Raw genomic sequence first — 18895 nt, 5'->3', positions numbered from 1 at the left:
CTACCGAATTAATAATGGTAGCTTTGCTTTTTTATTTATCTTTGAGTTCAACATTATGTTCATCAGCTAGTTTGTCAAGCTTGTTTAAATAGTCATTTATCTGTTTTTTTCCTTGATTTAACAGGTCATTCGCTTCTTCGATTAATTTTGGATCTTGGGTTTCGAGTGCCTCCAAAATTGTCGTGAAAGCTTTATATTGGGTTTCAGCACCGCTAATATAAAGTTTATGAATTTCCTTCAATTCATCTGTTTCAATTTTTACAGACTTTATCTCTTTTAAAAATTTTTGATAATTTGGAATGACTTCCATTTGTAATGCGTCGTACAGCGCTTGATCATTTAAGAAGTTAGCACCGGTTACACTTTCATAGGCCAAAACGGCTTTATTCTCAAGTTCATAGGCCGGAGTCATCTCTTTGTTCACATAATTTAACAAGTCATTCTGAACGGGATCATTAAAACAACCGGTTAGCAAAAAAAGTGCAGAAAAAAACCACATACCGAACCATCTTCTAGCTCGCATCCGTTCACACACCCCCTCCATTTACTTTATGAGATGAGGGAAGTCCACTATGTGAAGGAAACGAGGGTTATTTTTCAGAGCATACTCATTACGTTCTTATTTCAGACGGTACTACTGAAAATACAAACAGCTTTTGACCAAAGTAATTGGTGATTGTATAGAAACCAGTACCAAATAATATCGCTAGATCTGTTCTAAAGGAACCTGAAAGAATGGGGAAGAAATCGAATGCGATTGTTGTTAGATGCTTACCAAGGGAATAGGAAATAAAATAGCACACAAAAATAACGAACATAAAGCGAATCGCGCTTTTTCCGATAGGGGAGTTGCTTTTAAACGTAAATGTTCGATTGAGAAAATAGCTGACAATCGCGCCAATTGTGTTTCCAACAAAAGTAGAAGCCCAATAGGACTGACCTCCAATATGGTGAAGAACATACATTGCTGTTAAACCGACCAAAGTGTTTACGATTCCGACCAATAAAAAACGAAAAAAAGAAGTGCCCATCATTACACCTCCCTGAAGAAATACGGTTCTCCATTACTATTTCCATTAATGTAAAAATTGAAGCAAAAATTCAGTCGGAAGATACTAAATTTAAGGTAAACTCATGCTTTTGGGCAGATCAGCTTCGTCTTCTCGAAAAATGGGTCTTTTTGTTAAAATAAATATTGACAGATTTAATTATTTAATGGTAATATATAAAATTTGATTATTTTTTTCATCTGTGTTACCCTTAATAAGTAAGTAATACGGAGGTGGATGATCTGTTTAATATCGGTGATAACGTTGTGTATCCTATGCAGGGGGCAGGAGTCATTGAGGCCATAGAAGATAAGGAAGTCCTTGGAAAGATGCAGAAGTACTATGTTATTAAAATGCCTATTAGTAACATGCAAATTATGATTCCAATGGCCAAAGCAGAAAGTTCACGAATGAGGATGGTTGTAGATAAACCAGCGCTCGAAAATATTTTAGACATTTTCTTTAATGGAGAATCGGATCGTTCCCTATCCTGGAAGGAACGGTATAAGACGAACATGGAGAAAATGAAAACTGGTGAAATGCAGGATGGAGCCGAAGTAGTTCGAGATTTAATGCGGATGAACAAGGAAAAAACGCTTAATTCCAGTGAAAGACAAATGCTCGAAAACGCCCGAAGAATTTTTATTAGCGAGCTTGGGTTAGTAAAGGGGATTACAGATATACAAGCATTAGATTTTCTAAACGAAAAAATATCCTCATAACGTAAAATAAAAATTAGCTGAAAGGCTTTTTTTTTTTGCATTTAGGCTGTGTTAAAGAACAATGTTGATTTTCAGCACTTTGTTGATCTTCGCTGCAGGTGCGAGACTCCTGCGGGAGAAGGTGTCACGGGAGACCCCACAGGCGCTTGCGCCGAGGAGGCTCCAGGACTCCCCCGCGGAAAGGGAGCACCTGGAGCGGAAATCAACAGTCCAATTTAACACAGCCTTTATTTAAAAAATTCAGCTGCTAAATTAGGTTAGTCGGATTGTAATATTTGGTAAAATTTTGATTGAACTCATATCTCTTAGCAGGGAATTTTATTAGAATAACGAATATATATAAGTGAACGTTAATGATGAATATACCTGAAATATTTATCGGGGTGATAAAATGATTTTGTTCATTCTTATTCTAAGTGGAGTATTATTAGCGCTTGGTGCTACTGTTGATTGGATGTATAAAAGAAGGGGCATTACCGACTTAAACCCAGAGGAAAATGCAAAACACGTTTCAGAATCAGAACGCGTTTATATTGAATCTCATATGCATAACATAAAAAATGATCATAGTAACGGATTGTTTTAGCGAGCCCGGAGAGTGACAATTTTGTCGCACTCCTTTTTTATTATATGGTTAGTTTAGGAGGAGAACATTCTATGACTATTTGGAAAGAAAACGAATTTATTATATCAACAAAGAAAGATTGGTTAAACGTAAATGTAATTTATAACTTTTTGACAAATGAATCCTATTGGGCAAAGGGACGGTCACGAGAAACAATTGAAAAATCAATCGAAAACTCCTCCTTCTGCTTTGGGATTTATCGAGAGGATGAAAATGGGCAGAAAGATCAAGTTGGATTTGCTAGGGTGGTATCAGACTTAACGACCTTTGCCTATCTCTGTGATGTATTTGTCCTTCCGAATTACCGGGGACGGGGACTTTCTAAATGGTTATTAAGTGTTATTATCCAACACCCTGAGCTCATGAACGTCCGCAGATTTATGCTCGCAACAAATGATGCTCATTCGTTATATGCGCAATATGGGTTTAAACCATTGAAAAAACCTGAAATGTTCATGGAAATAACCCGGGCAAATATTTAAAAGTAATTTGTCCATTCAGCCCATCTTTTATTGCAAAATCAAATAAAATTTCTTAATGTTTAATCATTCCAGCATAATTCACACTTCATCAGAAAAAAATAATCTTTGTGATGCAGTGAAAAAATGAATTAAGGGATGTGATGAATGTGAATAATAATTGGATGAAAATGCTGATTAATCTAAGCAAAAATGGTTTTGGCCGTAGAAGAAATAATCGAGGTATTATGTGGGCATCCCTTATTGGACTTGGGATGAGTGCTGCTACCTATTTTATGGGGAGAAATCAAAATCGAAACGACAGAACAACCAAGCTCCAAGGGTTAATGCAAAATTTCCAACAAACAAAAAACGCTGGAATGCCTAACTTTGCTGGATTAACAGAGTTTGCTGAGGAGATAACGCCGAAGCCAGGCGCTTCAGCTAATCATAATAGCGGCAATACCAATAATAATTTTTCTCAAGAAAAACCAAACGAAAACCCACTGAATTAGTTTATAATAAATCATGTTGAGCTCAGGCTGTCGAGGTATCTCGATGGCCTCTATCCTTGTTTTGGAATAATAAAAAAACACAATGGTTTGGAGAGTTATTTATGGTCGACAAAAAAATGAAGGAATGTACCTCCATCATCACAAATTCAAAAAATATCGTTGTATTAACAGGAGCAGGAATCAGTACTGAGTCTGGAATACCGGATTTTCGGTCCCGTAGTGGGATTTATCAAAATACACCTGAAGAGATCTTATCAATAGATTATTTTTTTCAACATCCCCAAAACTTTTACCAATTTGCTTTTGAAAATTTATACTATCCAGATGCTGCTCCCAATATCGGGCATGAAATTTTGGCTAAATGGGAACATGAAGGCAAGGTAAAACATATTATTACCCAGAATATAGATGGATTACATCAAAAAGCGGGAAGTAAAAACGTCATTGAATTCCACGGGACGATGAAAACAGCCTCTTGTTTGAACTGTTCAAAATTGTATACTGCAGATGAAATGGTTAATAGAAAGAATTCAATGAAGGATTTTTACGTTTGCGATCATTGTGAAACGAAATATCCAGAGGATCACTATATTAAACCAGACGTTGTCTTATTTGGCGATGCGGGTTTATGGTTTACCTATGAAGGATTTAATACGATTTCAAGTATTATCCAACAAGCTGATTGTGTAATGGTATTAGGATCGAGCTTAAAGGTCACACCTTTTTCAACATTCCCACGTGACCGAGGTCCAGAGGCTCCGGTTATCATTGTCAACAAGGGGAAAACCTCATATGACTTTGAACCGAATACATATGTTATTCAAGAATCTATCGGAAAAACTCTGCAAATGATGGACGAACAACTTCTTTATAGTCGGTTGAAATAAAGCACAACGTTTAAAACCAAAAAAGGACCAATCCGGTCCTTTTATTAATTTTGTGCCTTTTTATCAACATTAATCTTCCCATCAGCCTGCAATTCGGCGTAAAACACTTCCTTTACATTTTTCACACCCAGCTTGTTAAGTTGGTTCATAAGCCATTCTTCTTTTAAATTATGCTCCTTCAAATTACTTTGCACAATTTTTCCGTCAACAATCAATTCTGACGGTATGTATTTTCGCGGTGTGATTGGGATGTTTGCATCCTTTTTCGTCACAGGTTCTTGCTCTGCCTTTTTAAGAACACTGAGCTGTCCGTTTGGCTCAAGGATGGCGTAATCGACTTCTGCTACGGAAAAAATGTTTTTAGCTCTTAACAGCATGCTGATATCGTCCATGTTTAATTTATTAGCTGCCATCACCTTTTCAAGTATTTTTCCCTTTTTTATAATGATCGACGGTTCTCCGTCCAAAATCACACGGGCTTTAGGAGATTTTAGGCTTACGTACTCAATCATTAAGGTAAGAATCGACCAAAGGGTTAATCCGGTTACTCCATCGATCAGTTTAATATCACGATGAACCACCATATCTCCTGCAATATTACCAAGTGCAATTCCTGTAATATAAGTGAAGAAGGTTATATTACTCAATTGCTTTTTACCAAGCATTCTTGTTAAAAAAAGCAAAACGAAAAAGCCAATTAAGGTGCGAATCGAAGTTGTGATAATCGTTTCCATATAAAGCCTCTTTACCAAGTTTTGTGTTTATTTTTCCCAATTGAGGAACAAATTATCAGTGGAAAATGTACAAATGATTCTGTTTGTAATTTTAATCAATATTGGTTTCACTTACGGATGTACCTACATAAAGTATCAAAACTAAAGTTGATGAGGGATGATCCATTTGCAGGAGAAAGTCCACTTTAAAACGATGGAAAAGGATAATGATTGTTATCAACCATTTATAAGTGCCAATCCTATTACTTCTTTTAACAAAAATCAAATTTACCCAAATATTGATAAGACCGCATATCTTAGTCCGTTCACAAGCGTAATTGGTGATGTTACAGTGAGCAGCAATGTTTTTATTGCCCCTAATGTGAGTATCCGCGCCGATGAAGGGACACCATTTGTCATTGGTTCCAATACGAATATTCAAGATCATGTCGTCTTTCATGGTTTGTTAAATAAACTCATTTCTTATGCTGGAAAAAAATACTCTATTTTCGTAGGAAATGAAGTTACGATTGCACATGGGGCGCTTATCCACGGTCCCTGCTTTATTGGTGACAGGGTTTTTGTTGGCTTTAATTCGATTGTATATAATGCTTTGGTTGGAGAGGGGGCTTTCATTTCGATTAACTCGGTTGTGACAAATGGGGTCAGGATTGCTGCCAACCGCTTTGTTCCGCCTGGCGCGCACATAGACACGCAAGAGAAAGCCGATTCTCTTTCTCAAATACCAAAAGAAAATAAAGCATTTTCACAGGAAGTTCAGCGGGTGAATCAGGAATTTCCTGCGTCCTATCATGTGCATTTTGGGAAGAAGTGTTGCTCATGTGGAATTCCTTATAATGATTAAGATGGCCTCTTTATTGAATTAAAAAAATGGCATTTTTTTAAAAGCATGCCAACCCGCATTAAGGTTAATCTATTACTGATTAATTTTTTAAAAGGGGACATTACAATGAGTCAATCTAAGCATGAAGCAGAACGATTGTGGAGAGTTCGCAAGGAAGCCCAGCATCCGCATGGGAAGATAAAGTCATTAGAACAAATAGCAGATGAAGTGGGAAAAAATAAAAATAAATGATCATTAAACAAGGAGGACCAAGATTGTAATGATCTTGGTCCATTTTTGGTTTACTCTTCGTCTTCGTATAAAATATCATCAAAAGCAGTTGACACTTTTTCGAATTCCTCATCTGATTCGATTGCCGCCAATTCGCCTTCTTCATCCACTTTTAAAAAGAAAATATCGATATCCTCTTCTTCGTTTTCGTTTTGAATATCTTCGACAAAGCCAACAGCGACGTATTCAGTACCTTCGATTTCGATAGTACCAAGCACCTCGACTTCTTGTTCAGTTCCTTCATGATCTTCAATGCTAAAAACTTCGCCGACTTCAATTTTATCCATATTCATTCCCCTTTCTTTTTTCCTAAAATGGAAAGACCTATAAACTATCATCCCATAAATGGGACATTTAATACAAATTTATAATGGTTCATTGGAATATAAAGGGGATTTTAAAGTTTAGATAGAAATGATTGTTAATTTTGAAAATAGTTATTTCAAAATAGTTTATAAAAGATATATCAAGTGGTAAACTTGGTATACCTTTTCTTCTTTTGAGGAAGATAATGGTGGTGAATTGAACAAAAAGTCATATTGGAGGAGAACATATGCCAAAAAGTCTGCAGGATACAACAACATTACATAACGGCGTGAAAATGCCATGGTTTGGATTAGGCGTATTTAAAGTACAAGAAGGTACAGAAGTCATTGAGGCTGTTAAAGCTGCCATAAAAAATGGTTATATCAGTATAGATACTGCCGCCATCTATCAAAATGAAGAGGGAGTGGGACAAGGGATTCGTGAATCTGGAGTTTCACGAGATGATTTGTTTATTACCTCTAAGGTTTGGAATTCTGATCAAGGATATGAGTCCACCCTTCAAGCTTTTGATACAAGCTTAAAGAAACTTGGAATGGATTATTTAGATTTGTATTTAATTCATTGGCCAGGAAAGAACAAATATAAGGAAACATGGAAAGCGCTCGAAAAGTTATATAAGGATGGCCGTGTTCGTGCGATTGGCGTAAGTAATTTTCATGTTCATCATTTGCAAGACTTACTTAGCGATGCTGAGATAAAACCGATGGTTAACCAAGTGGAGTACCATCCACATTTAGCTCAGAAAGAGCTTGTTGATTTTTGTAAGAAGGAAGGGATACAACTCGAAGCATGGTCTCCACTTAAGCAGGGGCAACTTCTAGATGAACCTACCTTAAGTGAAATTGCAGCGAAATATCAAAAATCAGTTGCTCAAATCATCTTGCGTTGGGATCTTCAAAACGGTGTAGTGACGATTCCGAAATCGATCAAAGAGCATCGGATCATTGAAAATGCTGATATCTTTAATTTTGAACTATCACCTGAGGACATGGAGAAAATTAATGGTTTGAACAAAAATGAGCGGGTTGGGTCCAATCCTGACACGATGATGAATGGATTTACGGAATAATTATCGAGTAGTGCCTTCGATCTTTACATAGAGCGGAGGCCTTTTTATTGGTTGTTTAAGTGAGATTGACAGTATTTGTGATTTTTTGTGAAATTTTGACTATTCCGAACAAATTCCAACTGTGGTATTCTTCAATCAGGTGTGAAGGTTTTACCTATTTTTTGTTTTTGGAGATGGAAGCATACAAGACTCTTGTTCCCCAAACCATTTATAGCGATTTTTTGCGATAATATCGTAACAATAATCGGTCATAAATTTGGGGATGAGTGATAGGACGGAACATGCTTTCCAGGGCCATTTTAACTTACTGCAAATCTTAAATATTGCCCGAGACTTTGTATAGTATTTCTCGTTTTCTATTAAAATGAGACTATTGAGGTCTTTATCAATCCGATATTCTTCGATTAATTTTTGTCCGGTTTTCCTTGAAGTGATGCAAACTGGAAATATCCATTGGGATCTCTTTTAATAATAAACTGAACACTTGCGTTGCAAAGATTGCAAACACCGTCAAATAAGATAATTCGTTTCACGGGACCACCTTCTCAGTTAAACAGTTATGCACTTAATTTTAACTCAAAAAACAAAAATGGCTAATGAAATGAAACTCTTAAGTGTTGAATTTCGTCTAATAATAGGAATTTAATATCACAAAATAAGTCGTTTGATTGGAAATATATCGATAAAGGAAGTTTAATTATGAGAAAAACACCAGCATTAGTATTTTGTTTTTTTCTGTTTTTATTTTTAGCAGGATGTAATGAGGGAAAACAGATCGTTGATACCGATATAAACCAGCAAACCTCCGGTTCAAAAACTCAGCAATCTGATACCAAAACGAAAGAGACAGTTCAAGAAAATCAGAATAAGCAAAATGCTGAAGATCAGCAGGCTGCGACGCCTGACCAAAAAACGGATAAAACTCCAGTGAAATCACAATCTCCTGCGCCAGATCAACCGACAACACCTGCACCACCAGCTCAAAACCAAAATGATGATGGGATTGCAGTGGTTGCTCAACCGGAGAGTATTCCTGTATTAGTTAACAAGCATTTTAAACTTCCTGATGGGTACGCACCAAAAGATTTGGTCACTACTACGATTCCGTTTGTCTCTAGTGCAACCGCTGAAAAACGAAAGCTTAGAAGCGAAGCGGCCGCAGCGATTGCCCAGCTATTTGCGGGCGCAAAGGCCCAAGGGGTTAATCTTTTGGGAGTGTCAGGCTATCGCTCTCATGCAACACAAGTTTCGTTGTTTAATTATTATGTAAGTAAGGATGGCTATGAAAAGGCCAGAACCTACAGTGCACTTCCAGGAACAAGTGAGCACGAAACAGGGCTCGCGATTGATGTGACCGGAGGTGATGGAAGATGTGCAGCTCAGGACTGTTTCGGTGGCACAGCGGAGGCCAACTGGCTTCAAGCTCATGCGGAGGAATTTGGGTTTATTATCCGATATCCAAACGGAAAAGAGGCGATAACCGGGTATAAATATGAGCCTTGGCATCTCCGTTATGTAGGGAAATCCATTGCCGCAGATATAATGGGCCGCAGCATAACCTTGGAAGAATACTTCAACGCGGTACCAGTAAGCAAATAACCAATTCATAAATTAAACCAAATGGGACTGACGCTCCGAAAAAACCTGAGCATCAGTCCCATTTCCTTCACCACACTACCGTGCTGGGGGACTGTCCCCCGGCACGGTAGTGCGGTGAAGGGAGGATGTGTGGTGCGGGCTACCAAAATTTCAGCAGTGCACGATTTACTGAATTTTACAAAATAGGCTAATAACCATGTGGAAAAGCACAAACCCTGTTAAAAAAGATACATATAGTATTAGAGTAAAAATACAACAGGGAAGGTCTGATAATATGTTCGATAAAAATTACGATAAACACTACGATAAGCACCACGACAAGCAGCATGATAACAAACACTACGACAAGCACAAGGATAGTGGCAGCAAATCGGAGGATTCCTCCAACAAAAATAAGCCGTATTACCCTAGTTCAAAGGATTCTTACTCTTACGAATCGATCAAAAAGGATGTCAATTCAGTACTGCCGATTTCCAAAAACAAACCACAAAAACCGAAATCCATTAAAAAAGCCGTTGTTAAAGTTCCAGTAGTATTAGGAGAAGCTACTGTTCAGATTGATATGTCGGCTAAAATCCATTTTCCTGAACCAGTTCTGGAAATTAAGGCAGTTAAGAAAAATTTAAAGCTTACACAATGTCGTTTATTGTTACCAACAAACAAGCTCTTTATCAAAGGATTTGTTCGTAAAAACATTCAGTATGCATCTCCAAGAAGTTCTTACCGTCATGGTGTAATCTCATCGATTCGCTCTTTAACAGTTGATGTTCCATTTGAAACGGTAACGGAAATCGATTTTATTAATCTTCCTCAATTTAGTAAAAATCCTGATCGCCATGAATTCACTTACTTTGCAAAGAATGACTTGCCAAAAGGCTTCTCAGACAAAGAGCACTTATTATCTGCGGATCTTTCACAATTTGACCAAATTAGTGGAGAGGTCTTCAACGAACTACCATTTTGCGAATTATTATCCAGCCATTTCATCGAATACGATGAAGCTCTAGATCGTGAAATGGGTAAAGTATATGGAAAAGATGATGAATGGGTAGATGCACCGTTTGAAGAAGGCACATTCAAGAAAATTGAAGAAAAAATGGTTCTAGAATTAACATTTAAAGTACTTCAAAAGCAACAGGTAGAAATTGATGGTCATGACCACAAACATAAAGGTAAAGACTGGGAATACTAAACTTATAGGGACAGCTCCCCATCACCGCATTAAAGCAACGGGGGACTGTCCCCCGTTGCTTTAATGCGGTAAAGTTCAGTTTTCGGGATCAAGAATTATTAAATATTTGTTTATAATTATTCAGTTTTGTGATTAAATATTAGTAGTTGATTTAATACACAATTAAAAATAATTAATAAACAAAGGTGAGAATGATGGTCGAAATTAGAAAAGCAAAGGTTCCCGATATAGAAGCTATACATGAATTAATTACAGGATATGCCGAACAAAAAGTATTACTTCCTAGAACGATAGAATCACTCTATCAAAATATCCAAGCCATGTTTGTCGCTGTCATCGACGAGCAAGTGGTTGGCTGCGCAAGCTTAACTATTTTTGATCATCAATTAGCAGAAATCCGTTCACTTGTGGTGGACCCGAAAATGGGGAAGAAGGGAATAGGAAAGCTTCTGGTCGATCAAATTGTCGAGGAAGCAAAGCGCATCGAAATTGATCGCCTTATCTCATTAACTTACCAAGTAGAATTTTTCCAAAAATGCGGGTTTGAGGTTACTGTTAAAGATAGTATGCCTCAAAAAGTATGGAGCGACTGTATCAATTGTCCAAAAATGCCTAGTTGTGATGAAATTGCAATGGTTTACTATGTTAAGTGATAACTAGAGTTGAAAAAATACGAGATAACCAGGTAAATACATGCCTAACTAATTACAAAACGAATTTCATTCAAAGAACCAAGAATGAAAACAAAGCACTCACTTAGTAGTGAGTGTTTTTTTCTAAGTACAGCTGGAAGGCCCCTAATCCACTTTAAACATTCAAGAAAATAGGACCTTCGACCCCATGTCCATCCCAACGGTATTTTCCTTATTATTTTGAATATATTTATTACAAAAGATTTCTTGGAAAATATTAGAACTACACTATGGTGATTAAGGGGTACTATATGTACAAGGACCGTGTAACCTTTTACAGTAATCAAAATAGAACAGGTCATATTTCACTTTTCCTAAGAAGTTTTTTCATATCTTGTGGAGCTGCGCTTGTTGCAATCTCATTGCAATTTTTTTTAATGAAAAACTTTGTAATAGATGGAGGAATTGTTGGGATTGCCATTTTACTTTCGCATATTTGGAGTTTAAAAGTGGGAACACTTTTGTTTATTCTAAACGCGCCTTTCTTAATAATCGGAAGTTTTTACCTTGGAATAAGGTTTCTTCTGCTAAGTCTGTATGCCATTCTTGTTCTTGCGACGGGTACGAATGTTCTCGAACCTTATCCTGCTTTAACAGATGATCCTGTACTGGTAATTCTTATTGGAGGATTTCTATTGGGACTAGGTGTCGGGGTCATAATTCGATTTGGCGGATCACTGGATGGGACTGAAGTCATCGCCATTTTATTAAGTAAACGGTCCGGTTTTTCAATTGGGCAATTTGTCATGATAATGAACATTTTTATTTTTGGAAGCTCGATTTTCGTTTTTGGACTGAGGGAGTTCATTTATTCATTAGCTACATTTTTCATCGCTTATCGAACAATTGATTTTTCGATACAGCATTAACCCATATTTATAACTAGTCAATGCAATATCTATAAAATGCCTATCAATTATTCATCCATCTTATCATTTACTATATCAAGAATAATTATGAATTAGGGATGGATGGAGATGGCAAAGAGATATCGGGGTAAAACATTAAATAATCTGCCTTCAAGAGGAAGAGGGGAATGCCCTCTGTGCGGGACAAAACGAATTAAACTTTTGTATCCCTATAAAACTGAGACTAAGCTGGTCGTTAAAGTCTGCAAAAAGTGCAGAAACAAGTAAGGGAAGTAATGGATGTCGCTGCATTTGGCGGCATTTTTTATTTTTAATTTAAGATATGTCCTTGATAAACCTGTTCAAGGACATTTTTCTGCGTTCTTCATCTGATTTTGTCCTTGATAAGCCGGCTCAAGGACATTTTCTCGTGTCTCAAGCCTGAATTTGTCCTTGATAAGCCGTCTCAAGGACATTTTCTCGCGTACTTCATCTGTTTTTGTCCTTGATAAGCCGTCTCAAGGACATTTTCTCGCGTACTTCATCTGATTTTGTCCTTGATAAGCCCGCTCAAGGACATTTTCTCGTGTCTCAAGCCTGAATTTGTCCTTGATAAGCCCGCTCAAGGACATTTTCTCACGTACTTCATCTGTTTTTGTCCTTAATAAGCCGTCTCAAGGACATTTTTCCTGGTCTTTCATCTGATTTTGTCCTTGATAAGCCGTCTCAAGGACATTTTCTCGCGTACTTCATCTGATTTTGTCCTTGATAAGCCCGCTCAAGGACATTTTCTCGAGTCTCAAGCCAGATTTTGTCCTTGATAAGCTCGCTCAAGGACATTTTCTCGCGTCTTTCATCTAGTTTTGTCCTTGATAAGCTCGCTCAAGGACATTTTCTCGCGTCTTTCATCTAGTTTTGTCCTTGATAAGCCGTCTCAAGGACATATTCCCGCGTCTCAAGCCTAATTTTGTCCTACATAAGCTCGCTAAAAGGACATATTCCCGCTCTTCAACCCTGTTCCTTCAACCCAATTCTAAAAATTACACTCTTCATTCTAGTATTCTCCCTTTTAAAAAAATGAAAAAAGAGACCGCCAAAGCTCAGGCAGCCTCCATTCTGTACAATCAATTTAATTTTTTAGGAGAGTCATTTAAATCAATCTTGGTTGCATCTTCAGGATTTAGTGTTGACCTTAAAACAAAAAACAGCGAACCGCCCACCATTCCAAGACAAAAAATAAATCCAATGGTTATTACCCATAAATAAGCCAAGAAAAATCCCTCCTTTTCTTGATGTATATGCATGGATAGAATTGAAGTTTCCGATTTATCAAAAGCAATTTGAATGAAGTTACTAGAGAGTGAGAAATTCTGTATACAAATGCGTTCGGTTGTGAGAAAAGTCATCCACTCTAGCATGAGATGATGTTGTAAAATAGGTTTGGATAAACATGGTTTTATATGGAAATCAATACAACCTCCTTGTATGGAAGGAATGTCGCAGATTGAATATAACCAATCGTAATTTTCATAGGTTATGGAAAACACATGGGTTTATCATTGAACTATCATTGCTCCTCCTTATCGTTGCATTGATGTTTAGAGTATCATTTTATGGTTTTTTAGGAGAACAAAACTACCTAACTTTTCATCTAATCATGGAGTTTTTTATCACTACCACCGCTCTCACCATCGCTATCCAATCTTGGATGGTTTTTCCTCATAATTTATCAAACTATCGATTATGGATTGGTGCCTTATTTTTTTCAATAGCCCTTTTAGAATTAGCACATATGATCACCTATAATGGTATGCCTTATTTCTTTGGCGATAGCTCTGCCTTTAGGGCAACCTGGTTTTTTATGGTGGCACGGTTAACGGAAGTGTCTGGAATATTGATCATTGTTGCCTTTAAAGATCGAAGGGTACCCGCTCAAAAAAGAATAGTAGCCTACGGGATTGCCCTTATTTATTCTGTTATTTGGATGGTTGTTTTGTTCAATCCGGAGCCGTTACTTCCTGAATTAGTGATTGATGGGTTTGGGACAACCGAGTTAAAGAAAAATCTCCAGTATACCGGTATCATCTTAGAGCTCATTGTCATTGTTTTTGCGGTCTCCCGCTTTCAGTCAAAGGATTTGTTTAATACGATGCTTATCGTCGCGTCCATATATTTGATTACCTCAGATTATTTATTTACGACCTATAAAAGTGTCTATGATATTAATAATTTTCTCGGGCATTTGTTTCAATTTGCCGGTTTCTATTTTTTACAGAGGGCGGGCTACCATTCTGCAGTAGAAGAACCGTTTCAAAAGCAAAAAGAAGCAGAAAATCTATTAAAGCAAAACGAGAAATTTCTACAAACGATAACCTCTCACATGGGTGAAGGCCTCATAGTTTTGGATAATTACGGTAATACCACCTTTATGAATCTTGAAGCGGAACGGTTAATTCAATGGAAGGACAAAGAAATTGTCGGTAAAAATTTTCATGATTTGGTTCACAAAAAATTTGAAGGGAATAATTATCTCTTCTGTAAATATCCATTCCAAGAATCTAATCAAGGTGCAGATCTCTTTCGAGAAGAGGAGGACTATTTTTCGAAAAAAAACGGAGAGGTTTTTCCAGCATCTTACGTAGTAACTCCCTTTTTCGAGCAAGATCATCTGGCTGGTTCGATTATGGTGTTTCGCGATATCACCCAACAGAAAAAAGACAGGGAAATGATTCAGTACATGGCTTTCTACGATGAATTAACCGAGCTTCCAAATACCCGCTTTTTAAAAGATAGATGGTTTGAAATCGTGAATAAACAACCGAATCAAAAAAAGGTCATGTTCATAATTGATATTGATCGGTTTAAAAAGATTAACGAAGCGTTGGGGCATTCGTTTGGTGATATGATTTTGAAAGCGACTGCCAATAGGCTCAAGAAACAGCTTTCAGAACAAATGATTATTGCGAGGCTTACAGGAGATGAATTTGCGCTCATACTCCCTTGTGAATGTAAGGAACTGGAGCAGGATGTCACAACCATAGTGAAACAGATCCAAGATACGTTAAGAGAGCCCTTGCAAGCTCAAACATTATTAGTGAACATAACAGTTAGAATGGGTGTTGCTGTTTATCCAGACCATGCCGAGTCGATGGAGGAGCTACTTCAACGGGCAAACATGGCGCTCGTCGAAGCGCAGCTGCAGAACAAGTCTTTTCAATTTTATCACCATTCAATGGACGGTAAAGCACTCGATCATCTAGTGCTAGAAAATGATTTGTACCATGCACTAGAATGCAATGAACTATTTTTGGCCTATCAGCCGCAAATAGACATAGAGACAGGCGAAATTATTGGAGTTGAAGCTTTGCTGCGCTGGAACCATCCGCAGTATGGATTAATACCTCCTGCAAGGTTTATTCCTATTGCTGAGGATACTGGACTAATCGTTCCGATAGGAGAATGGGTGTTGCGCACCGCTTGTAAACAGGTAAAGGAATGGCAAAACCAAGGACTTCCTCCCTTTGTTGTAGGAGTAAATTTATCAATTCGTCAATTTTATCAGCAAAACTTAGTTGAAACAGTAAAGGAGATCTTAGCTGAAACAAAGCTATTACCAAAATATCTCGAACTTGAAATTACTGAAAGCATGATGATGAATATGGATCATACATTGAAAACCTTGCAATTATTAAAGGAATTAGGAGTTCAAATTGCTATTGATGATTTTGGCACAGGGTACTCATCTCTGTCTTATATAAAATTCCTTAAAGTGGATCGCCTTAAAATCGATCAGTCCTTTGTGCGGGATCTAATTACTGATGAAAGCGATACGACCATTGTATCTACGATTATTTCGATGGCTCAGCATTTGCAGTTCACTGTCATTGCTGAAGGGATCGAAACCTTGAAACAAAAAGAAATATTACATAAAGAAAACTGTAAACTTGGACAAGGATATTTATTTAGTCCGCCATTATCTCCTAGGGAGCTGGTGGAGCAATTTGAAAGGATACAAGCAAAAGCCGGTGCCATTTGTCAACATACAATACATTCATAAATGGGAGTAAATTTATATAACTGTTTCTAATAGAGTAGGAGAAAGAAAAGACATTATTCGAATGTCTTTTCTTCAATTATGTATATTTGTTTGTTAATGTACACACAATCTTCGAAATATTAAACCACTTTCTCCTTTATAATTTAATTAATAAATTACAAAAGATGGATAATAGGATATTGGCATGTTTATATTGTTTTTTTAAAATAATGTCAAAAAGTCATCCGAAGGAGAAGATACATGAGTATGTTAAAAAAATTTGCTCCAATATTTATTATCATCTATATCCTCCTTTACTATATCTGGCTTTACTTGTGGAAAGATCATAGTGAAATGATTGTATTTGGAGGAAATCTTTTTCAATCGATTGGGCCACTTATCGCATTCAGTTTATTATTTAATACCTTTTTAAAAACGAAGAACTCGGACCGTTATTTCTGGTTAATTTTATCAGCCGGCTGCTTGTTTTTTTTCCTCGGACAGGGAATTTGGATATTTAATGAATTCGTTTTACATAATGAACCACCATATCCGGGATGGCCTGATGTTTTTTGGGTAATCCAATATGTTTTATACTTATCTGCTTTTCTATTTATCATGCATAAAATAACGCAAACCTTACCAACAATACGTTTCCTTTTTGATATTATGATCATAATGATCGCAGCTATCACATTAAGCTGGGACCTGGTGATTGATCCGTTGTTAACAATGACCGCGAATTCTCATTCTTGGTTATTCACGCTTGTATATGTGGGGTATCCAATTTTTGATATTGGTCTTTTGTTTGGAGCGATAAGCTTGTTTGTTATCTCAAATGGAACAATCCCACAAAAAGCCATTATTCCCATTGTTCTAGCCTTTTTGATCAAGGTGATTGCCAATTCCGGCTACACATATTTAGTCGTCAATAATAGTTATTCGACAGGAAGCTTATTAGATCCGTTATGGTCATTATCTTTACTATTAATCGGCTTTTCCGGATTATATGCGGAGGTGACCGTCAAAGAGAACGAGAAAGTAACAACGATTGAAAGTTTCCTGCCAGTTCGTTATTTCCTTCCTTATCTATTAATCTTGATATTATTTATTTTTGAAATGGAGAAGCACCATTCTATTATGGATGTAATGACGATTGGTTTATTTGTGACACTTTCACTCATTATGATTAGACAGATCATCATTCTGATTAAAAATCAAGATCTATTAAACAATCATCAGCGTTTGTCCGAAGAGTTATTAGGGAAGAATTTGCAGTTAGAAAAAATGAACCAAAGTTTATTGGAAAAAGAACAACAGCTTACCGACGTGTTTAATAATCTTGATGCCGTTATCTGGTCAAGGGACTTAAGAACAAACTCAATGATGATTTCTACCGGATTTGAAAAGTTATATGGATTTTCACGGAGAAAATTATTGGAGAGACCTTCCTTATGGAAGGAAGTCATTCATCCAGAGGACATATATAGAGCGAATGAAATGGATCGTTTTATCTTACCCATTCAAACAGGAAGTCCACTATTCGAATATCGGATTATTCGCCCTGATGAAACGATTAAGTGGGTTCAGGTTCGGAGAACGCCCATTTTCGATGAGCATGGTAAATTGATCAAAATCCATGATGTAATGACAGATATTACCGACCGAAAGAAGGCCGAGGAAACCATTCAACACATGGCATATTATGATGAGCTGACTGGACTGCCAAATCGAAATTTATTTTATAAAATATTAAATCAGGAGATGCAGGCGGCAAAGGAAGGAAATAGCTCTGTTGCGATTATGTTTATTGATTTGGACCGCTTTAAATCGGTAAATGATACTCTTGGACATCATGTTGGGGATCTACTATTAAAAGAAGTAACAGCAAGATTAAACGAATGCATTGGAAAAAATGGTACAGTTTGCAGACTTGGAGGGGATGAATTTACAGTAATCCTACCGTCTGAAATTGAAAATGATTGTGAAATGATGTCGATAAAAATTTTAAATTCGATCGATAAAACGTTCAAAATCGAGGGGCATGAAATTTTTGTTACGCCTAGTATTGGAATAAGCATTTACCCGGAACATGGGGAGACGGAGGAAGAATTAATTAAAAAAGCCGATATCGCAATGTACAATGCTAAGGATAGCGGAAAAAATACCTATCATTTCTATAATTCGGGATTGGATGATATGAATACTCGAAAAATGAAATTGGAAAACGCATTAAGAAGAGCAATCGAAAAGAACGAACTTTTCCTGCATTATCAACCGAAGGTGGAGTTAGCTACAGGTAAGATTCTAGGATTAGAAGCATTGATTCGTTGGACCCACCCTGAGTTTGGTATTATTTCTCCTGAAGAATTTATCCCCTTAGCCGAAGAAACCGGTTTAATTGGACAAATCGGTGAATGGGTTTTGAAAAAAGCATGTTACCAAAATAAAACGTGGCAAAACATGGGGCTGCCATCGATTACAATTTCAGTAAATGTGTCAGCTCACCAGTTAAATGAAGCATTCGTACTATCTGTATTTAGAGTATTGCAGGAAACAAATTTAGAACCAGATTGCCTAGAGCTGGAAATTACAGAAAGTGTCATGCAAAATATATCAAAGTCGTCTGCCATTCTTAAAGAACTAAAGGAAATAGGTATCCAGATTTCTCTTGATGATTTTGGTACTGGCTATTCCTCATTAAGTTATTTAAGACATTTGCCCGTAAATAGTGTGAAAATAGATAAATCCTTTATTCAAGATATACTGCCACACTCGAATGGGGGTGTGATGGTAAAGACCATCATCGATATGGGCAAGAATTTGAATTTCAATGTGATTGCAGAAGGGGTTGAGAACCCTCAGCAAAATGTATTTTTACAGCAAAATAATTGCTATATCGGACAAGGGTTCTTATTTAGCCCGCCGGTTCCGGCGGAAAACATCGTACGACTACTTAGGGAACCGATTAGTTTAAATGCTATTGGTGTTTAACCAAATCCTTTAATAAAGCAAAAAAACAACAGCC

Annotated in this window: 19 protein-coding genes and 1 pseudogene; 14 read left to right on the top strand and 6 right to left on the bottom strand. The window is 36.9% G+C overall.

Annotated elements, in window-relative coordinates; all coding sequences use genetic code 11:
* Window positions 1-31: 31 nt before the first annotated feature.
* Entirely contained in the window at window positions 32-523 is a 492-nt protein-coding gene (locus ACI48O_RS17610) for a hypothetical protein (RefSeq protein WP_435563162.1), read from the bottom strand.
* 88 nt (window positions 524-611) lie between these two features.
* Window positions 612-1031: a GtrA family protein gene (locus ACI48O_RS17605; RefSeq protein ID WP_435563161.1), complete on the bottom strand. Its 420-nt coding sequence runs from the start codon at window positions 1029-1031 to the stop codon at window positions 612-614.
* 260 nt (window positions 1032-1291) lie between these two features.
* Between ACI48O_RS17605 and ACI48O_RS17600 the strand changes: the two genes are divergently transcribed.
* The 5 genes from ACI48O_RS17600 to ACI48O_RS17580 all read left to right on the top strand — a co-directional run bounded on the left by ACI48O_RS17600 (window position 1292) and on the right by ACI48O_RS17580 (window position 4256).
* The gene (locus ACI48O_RS17600) at window positions 1292-1771 is read left to right on the top strand and encodes a CarD family transcriptional regulator (protein WP_435563196.1); all 480 of its coding nucleotides are present in this window, start codon (window positions 1292-1294) and stop codon (window positions 1769-1771) included.
* 391 nt (window positions 1772-2162) lie between these two features.
* Window positions 2163-2357: a hypothetical protein gene (locus ACI48O_RS17595; protein ID WP_435563160.1), complete on the top strand. Its 195-nt coding sequence runs from the start codon at window positions 2163-2165 to the stop codon at window positions 2355-2357.
* 71 nt (window positions 2358-2428) lie between these two features.
* The gene (locus tag ACI48O_RS17590; RefSeq protein WP_435563159.1) at window positions 2429-2878 is read left to right on the top strand and encodes a GNAT family N-acetyltransferase; all 450 of its coding nucleotides are present in this window, start codon (window positions 2429-2431) and stop codon (window positions 2876-2878) included.
* Between the two features lie 146 nt (window positions 2879-3024).
* Complete coding sequence (locus ACI48O_RS17585) at window positions 3025-3369, top strand: hypothetical protein (protein ID WP_435563158.1); 345 nt, start codon at window positions 3025-3027, stop codon at window positions 3367-3369.
* A 101-nt stretch (window positions 3370-3470) separates the two neighbouring features.
* Entirely contained in the window at window positions 3471-4256 is a 786-nt protein-coding gene (locus ACI48O_RS17580; protein ID WP_435563157.1) for an NAD-dependent protein deacylase, read from the top strand.
* 44 nt (window positions 4257-4300) lie between these two features.
* Here the strand turns inward: ACI48O_RS17580 and ACI48O_RS17575 are convergent, their stop codons facing one another.
* Window positions 4301-4990 carry a YetF domain-containing protein gene (locus ACI48O_RS17575; RefSeq protein ID WP_435563156.1) on the bottom strand — a complete coding sequence of 230 codons (690 nt, stop codon included), beginning with the start codon at window positions 4988-4990 and terminating at the stop codon, window positions 4301-4303.
* Between the two features lie 166 nt (window positions 4991-5156).
* On the opposite strand from ACI48O_RS17575, the gene ACI48O_RS17570 reads away from it, so the two are divergent.
* Together ACI48O_RS17570 and ACI48O_RS17565 are read left to right on the top strand one after the other, a co-directional pair.
* Window positions 5157-5834 carry an LbetaH domain-containing protein gene (locus ACI48O_RS17570; protein ID WP_435563155.1) on the top strand — a complete coding sequence of 226 codons (678 nt, stop codon included), beginning with the start codon at window positions 5157-5159 and terminating at the stop codon, window positions 5832-5834.
* A gap of 105 nt (window positions 5835-5939) precedes the next feature.
* Window positions 5940-6065: a DUF6254 family protein gene (locus ACI48O_RS17565; protein WP_435563154.1), complete on the top strand. Its 126-nt coding sequence runs from the start codon at window positions 5940-5942 to the stop codon at window positions 6063-6065.
* A gap of 50 nt (window positions 6066-6115) precedes the next feature.
* Here ACI48O_RS17565 and ACI48O_RS17560 read toward each other — a convergent pair whose 3' ends face one another.
* Window positions 6116-6397 (bottom strand): DUF1292 domain-containing protein, encoded by a 282-nt coding sequence (locus ACI48O_RS17560; RefSeq protein WP_435563153.1) that lies wholly within the window; start codon window positions 6395-6397, stop codon window positions 6116-6118.
* Between the two features lie 260 nt (window positions 6398-6657).
* Between ACI48O_RS17560 and ACI48O_RS17555 the strand changes: the two genes are divergently transcribed.
* The gene (locus ACI48O_RS17555; protein WP_435563152.1) at window positions 6658-7500 is read left to right on the top strand and encodes an aldo/keto reductase; all 843 of its coding nucleotides are present in this window, start codon (window positions 6658-6660) and stop codon (window positions 7498-7500) included.
* 150 nt (window positions 7501-7650) lie between these two features.
* On the opposite strand, the pseudogene ACI48O_RS17550 reads toward ACI48O_RS17555, so the two are convergent.
* Window positions 7651-7970 (bottom strand): annotated as a pseudogene (locus tag ACI48O_RS17550) (thiol-disulfide oxidoreductase DCC family protein).
* Between the two features lie 229 nt (window positions 7971-8199).
* Between ACI48O_RS17550 and ACI48O_RS17545 the strand changes: the two are divergent.
* The 4 genes from ACI48O_RS17545 to ACI48O_RS17530 all read left to right on the top strand — a co-directional run bounded on the left by ACI48O_RS17545 (window position 8200) and on the right by ACI48O_RS17530 (window position 11852).
* Window positions 8200-9099, top strand: a complete 900-nt coding sequence (locus ACI48O_RS17545; protein WP_435563151.1) for a M15 family metallopeptidase — start codon at window positions 8200-8202, stop codon at window positions 9097-9099.
* 274 nt (window positions 9100-9373) lie between these two features.
* Window positions 9374-10291: a CsxC family protein gene (locus tag ACI48O_RS17540; protein WP_435563150.1), complete on the top strand. Its 918-nt coding sequence runs from the start codon at window positions 9374-9376 to the stop codon at window positions 10289-10291.
* Between the two features lie 194 nt (window positions 10292-10485).
* The gene (locus tag ACI48O_RS17535; RefSeq protein WP_435563149.1) at window positions 10486-10944 is read left to right on the top strand and encodes an N-acetyltransferase; all 459 of its coding nucleotides are present in this window, start codon (window positions 10486-10488) and stop codon (window positions 10942-10944) included.
* A 290-nt stretch (window positions 10945-11234) separates the two neighbouring features.
* A complete protein-coding gene (locus tag ACI48O_RS17530; protein WP_435563148.1) occupies window positions 11235-11852 on the top strand; it encodes a YitT family protein in 618 nt (205 codons plus the stop codon).
* A gap of 1103 nt (window positions 11853-12955) precedes the next feature.
* Here the strand turns inward: ACI48O_RS17530 and ACI48O_RS17525 are convergent.
* Entirely contained in the window at window positions 12956-13102 is a 147-nt protein-coding gene (locus ACI48O_RS17525; protein WP_435563147.1) for a hypothetical protein, read from the bottom strand.
* 233 nt (window positions 13103-13335) lie between these two features.
* On the opposite strand from ACI48O_RS17525, the gene ACI48O_RS17520 reads away from it, so the two are divergent.
* Together ACI48O_RS17520 and ACI48O_RS17515 are read left to right on the top strand one after the other, a co-directional pair.
* The gene (locus ACI48O_RS17520) at window positions 13336-15888 is read left to right on the top strand and encodes a bifunctional diguanylate cyclase/phosphodiesterase (protein ID WP_435563146.1); all 2553 of its coding nucleotides are present in this window, start codon (window positions 13336-13338) and stop codon (window positions 15886-15888) included.
* A 240-nt stretch (window positions 15889-16128) separates the two neighbouring features.
* Window positions 16129-18861, top strand: a complete 2733-nt coding sequence (locus tag ACI48O_RS17515; protein ID WP_435563145.1) for a DUF4084 domain-containing protein — start codon at window positions 16129-16131, stop codon at window positions 18859-18861.
* The last annotated feature ends 34 nt before the right edge of the window (window positions 18862-18895 follow it).

This window comes from Neobacillus terrisolis (assembly GCF_051233475.1).
GTDB lineage: Bacteria > Bacillota > Bacilli > Bacillales > Cytobacillaceae > Bacillus_BU.
This window is presented reverse-complemented; position numbering and strand designations above follow the sequence as displayed.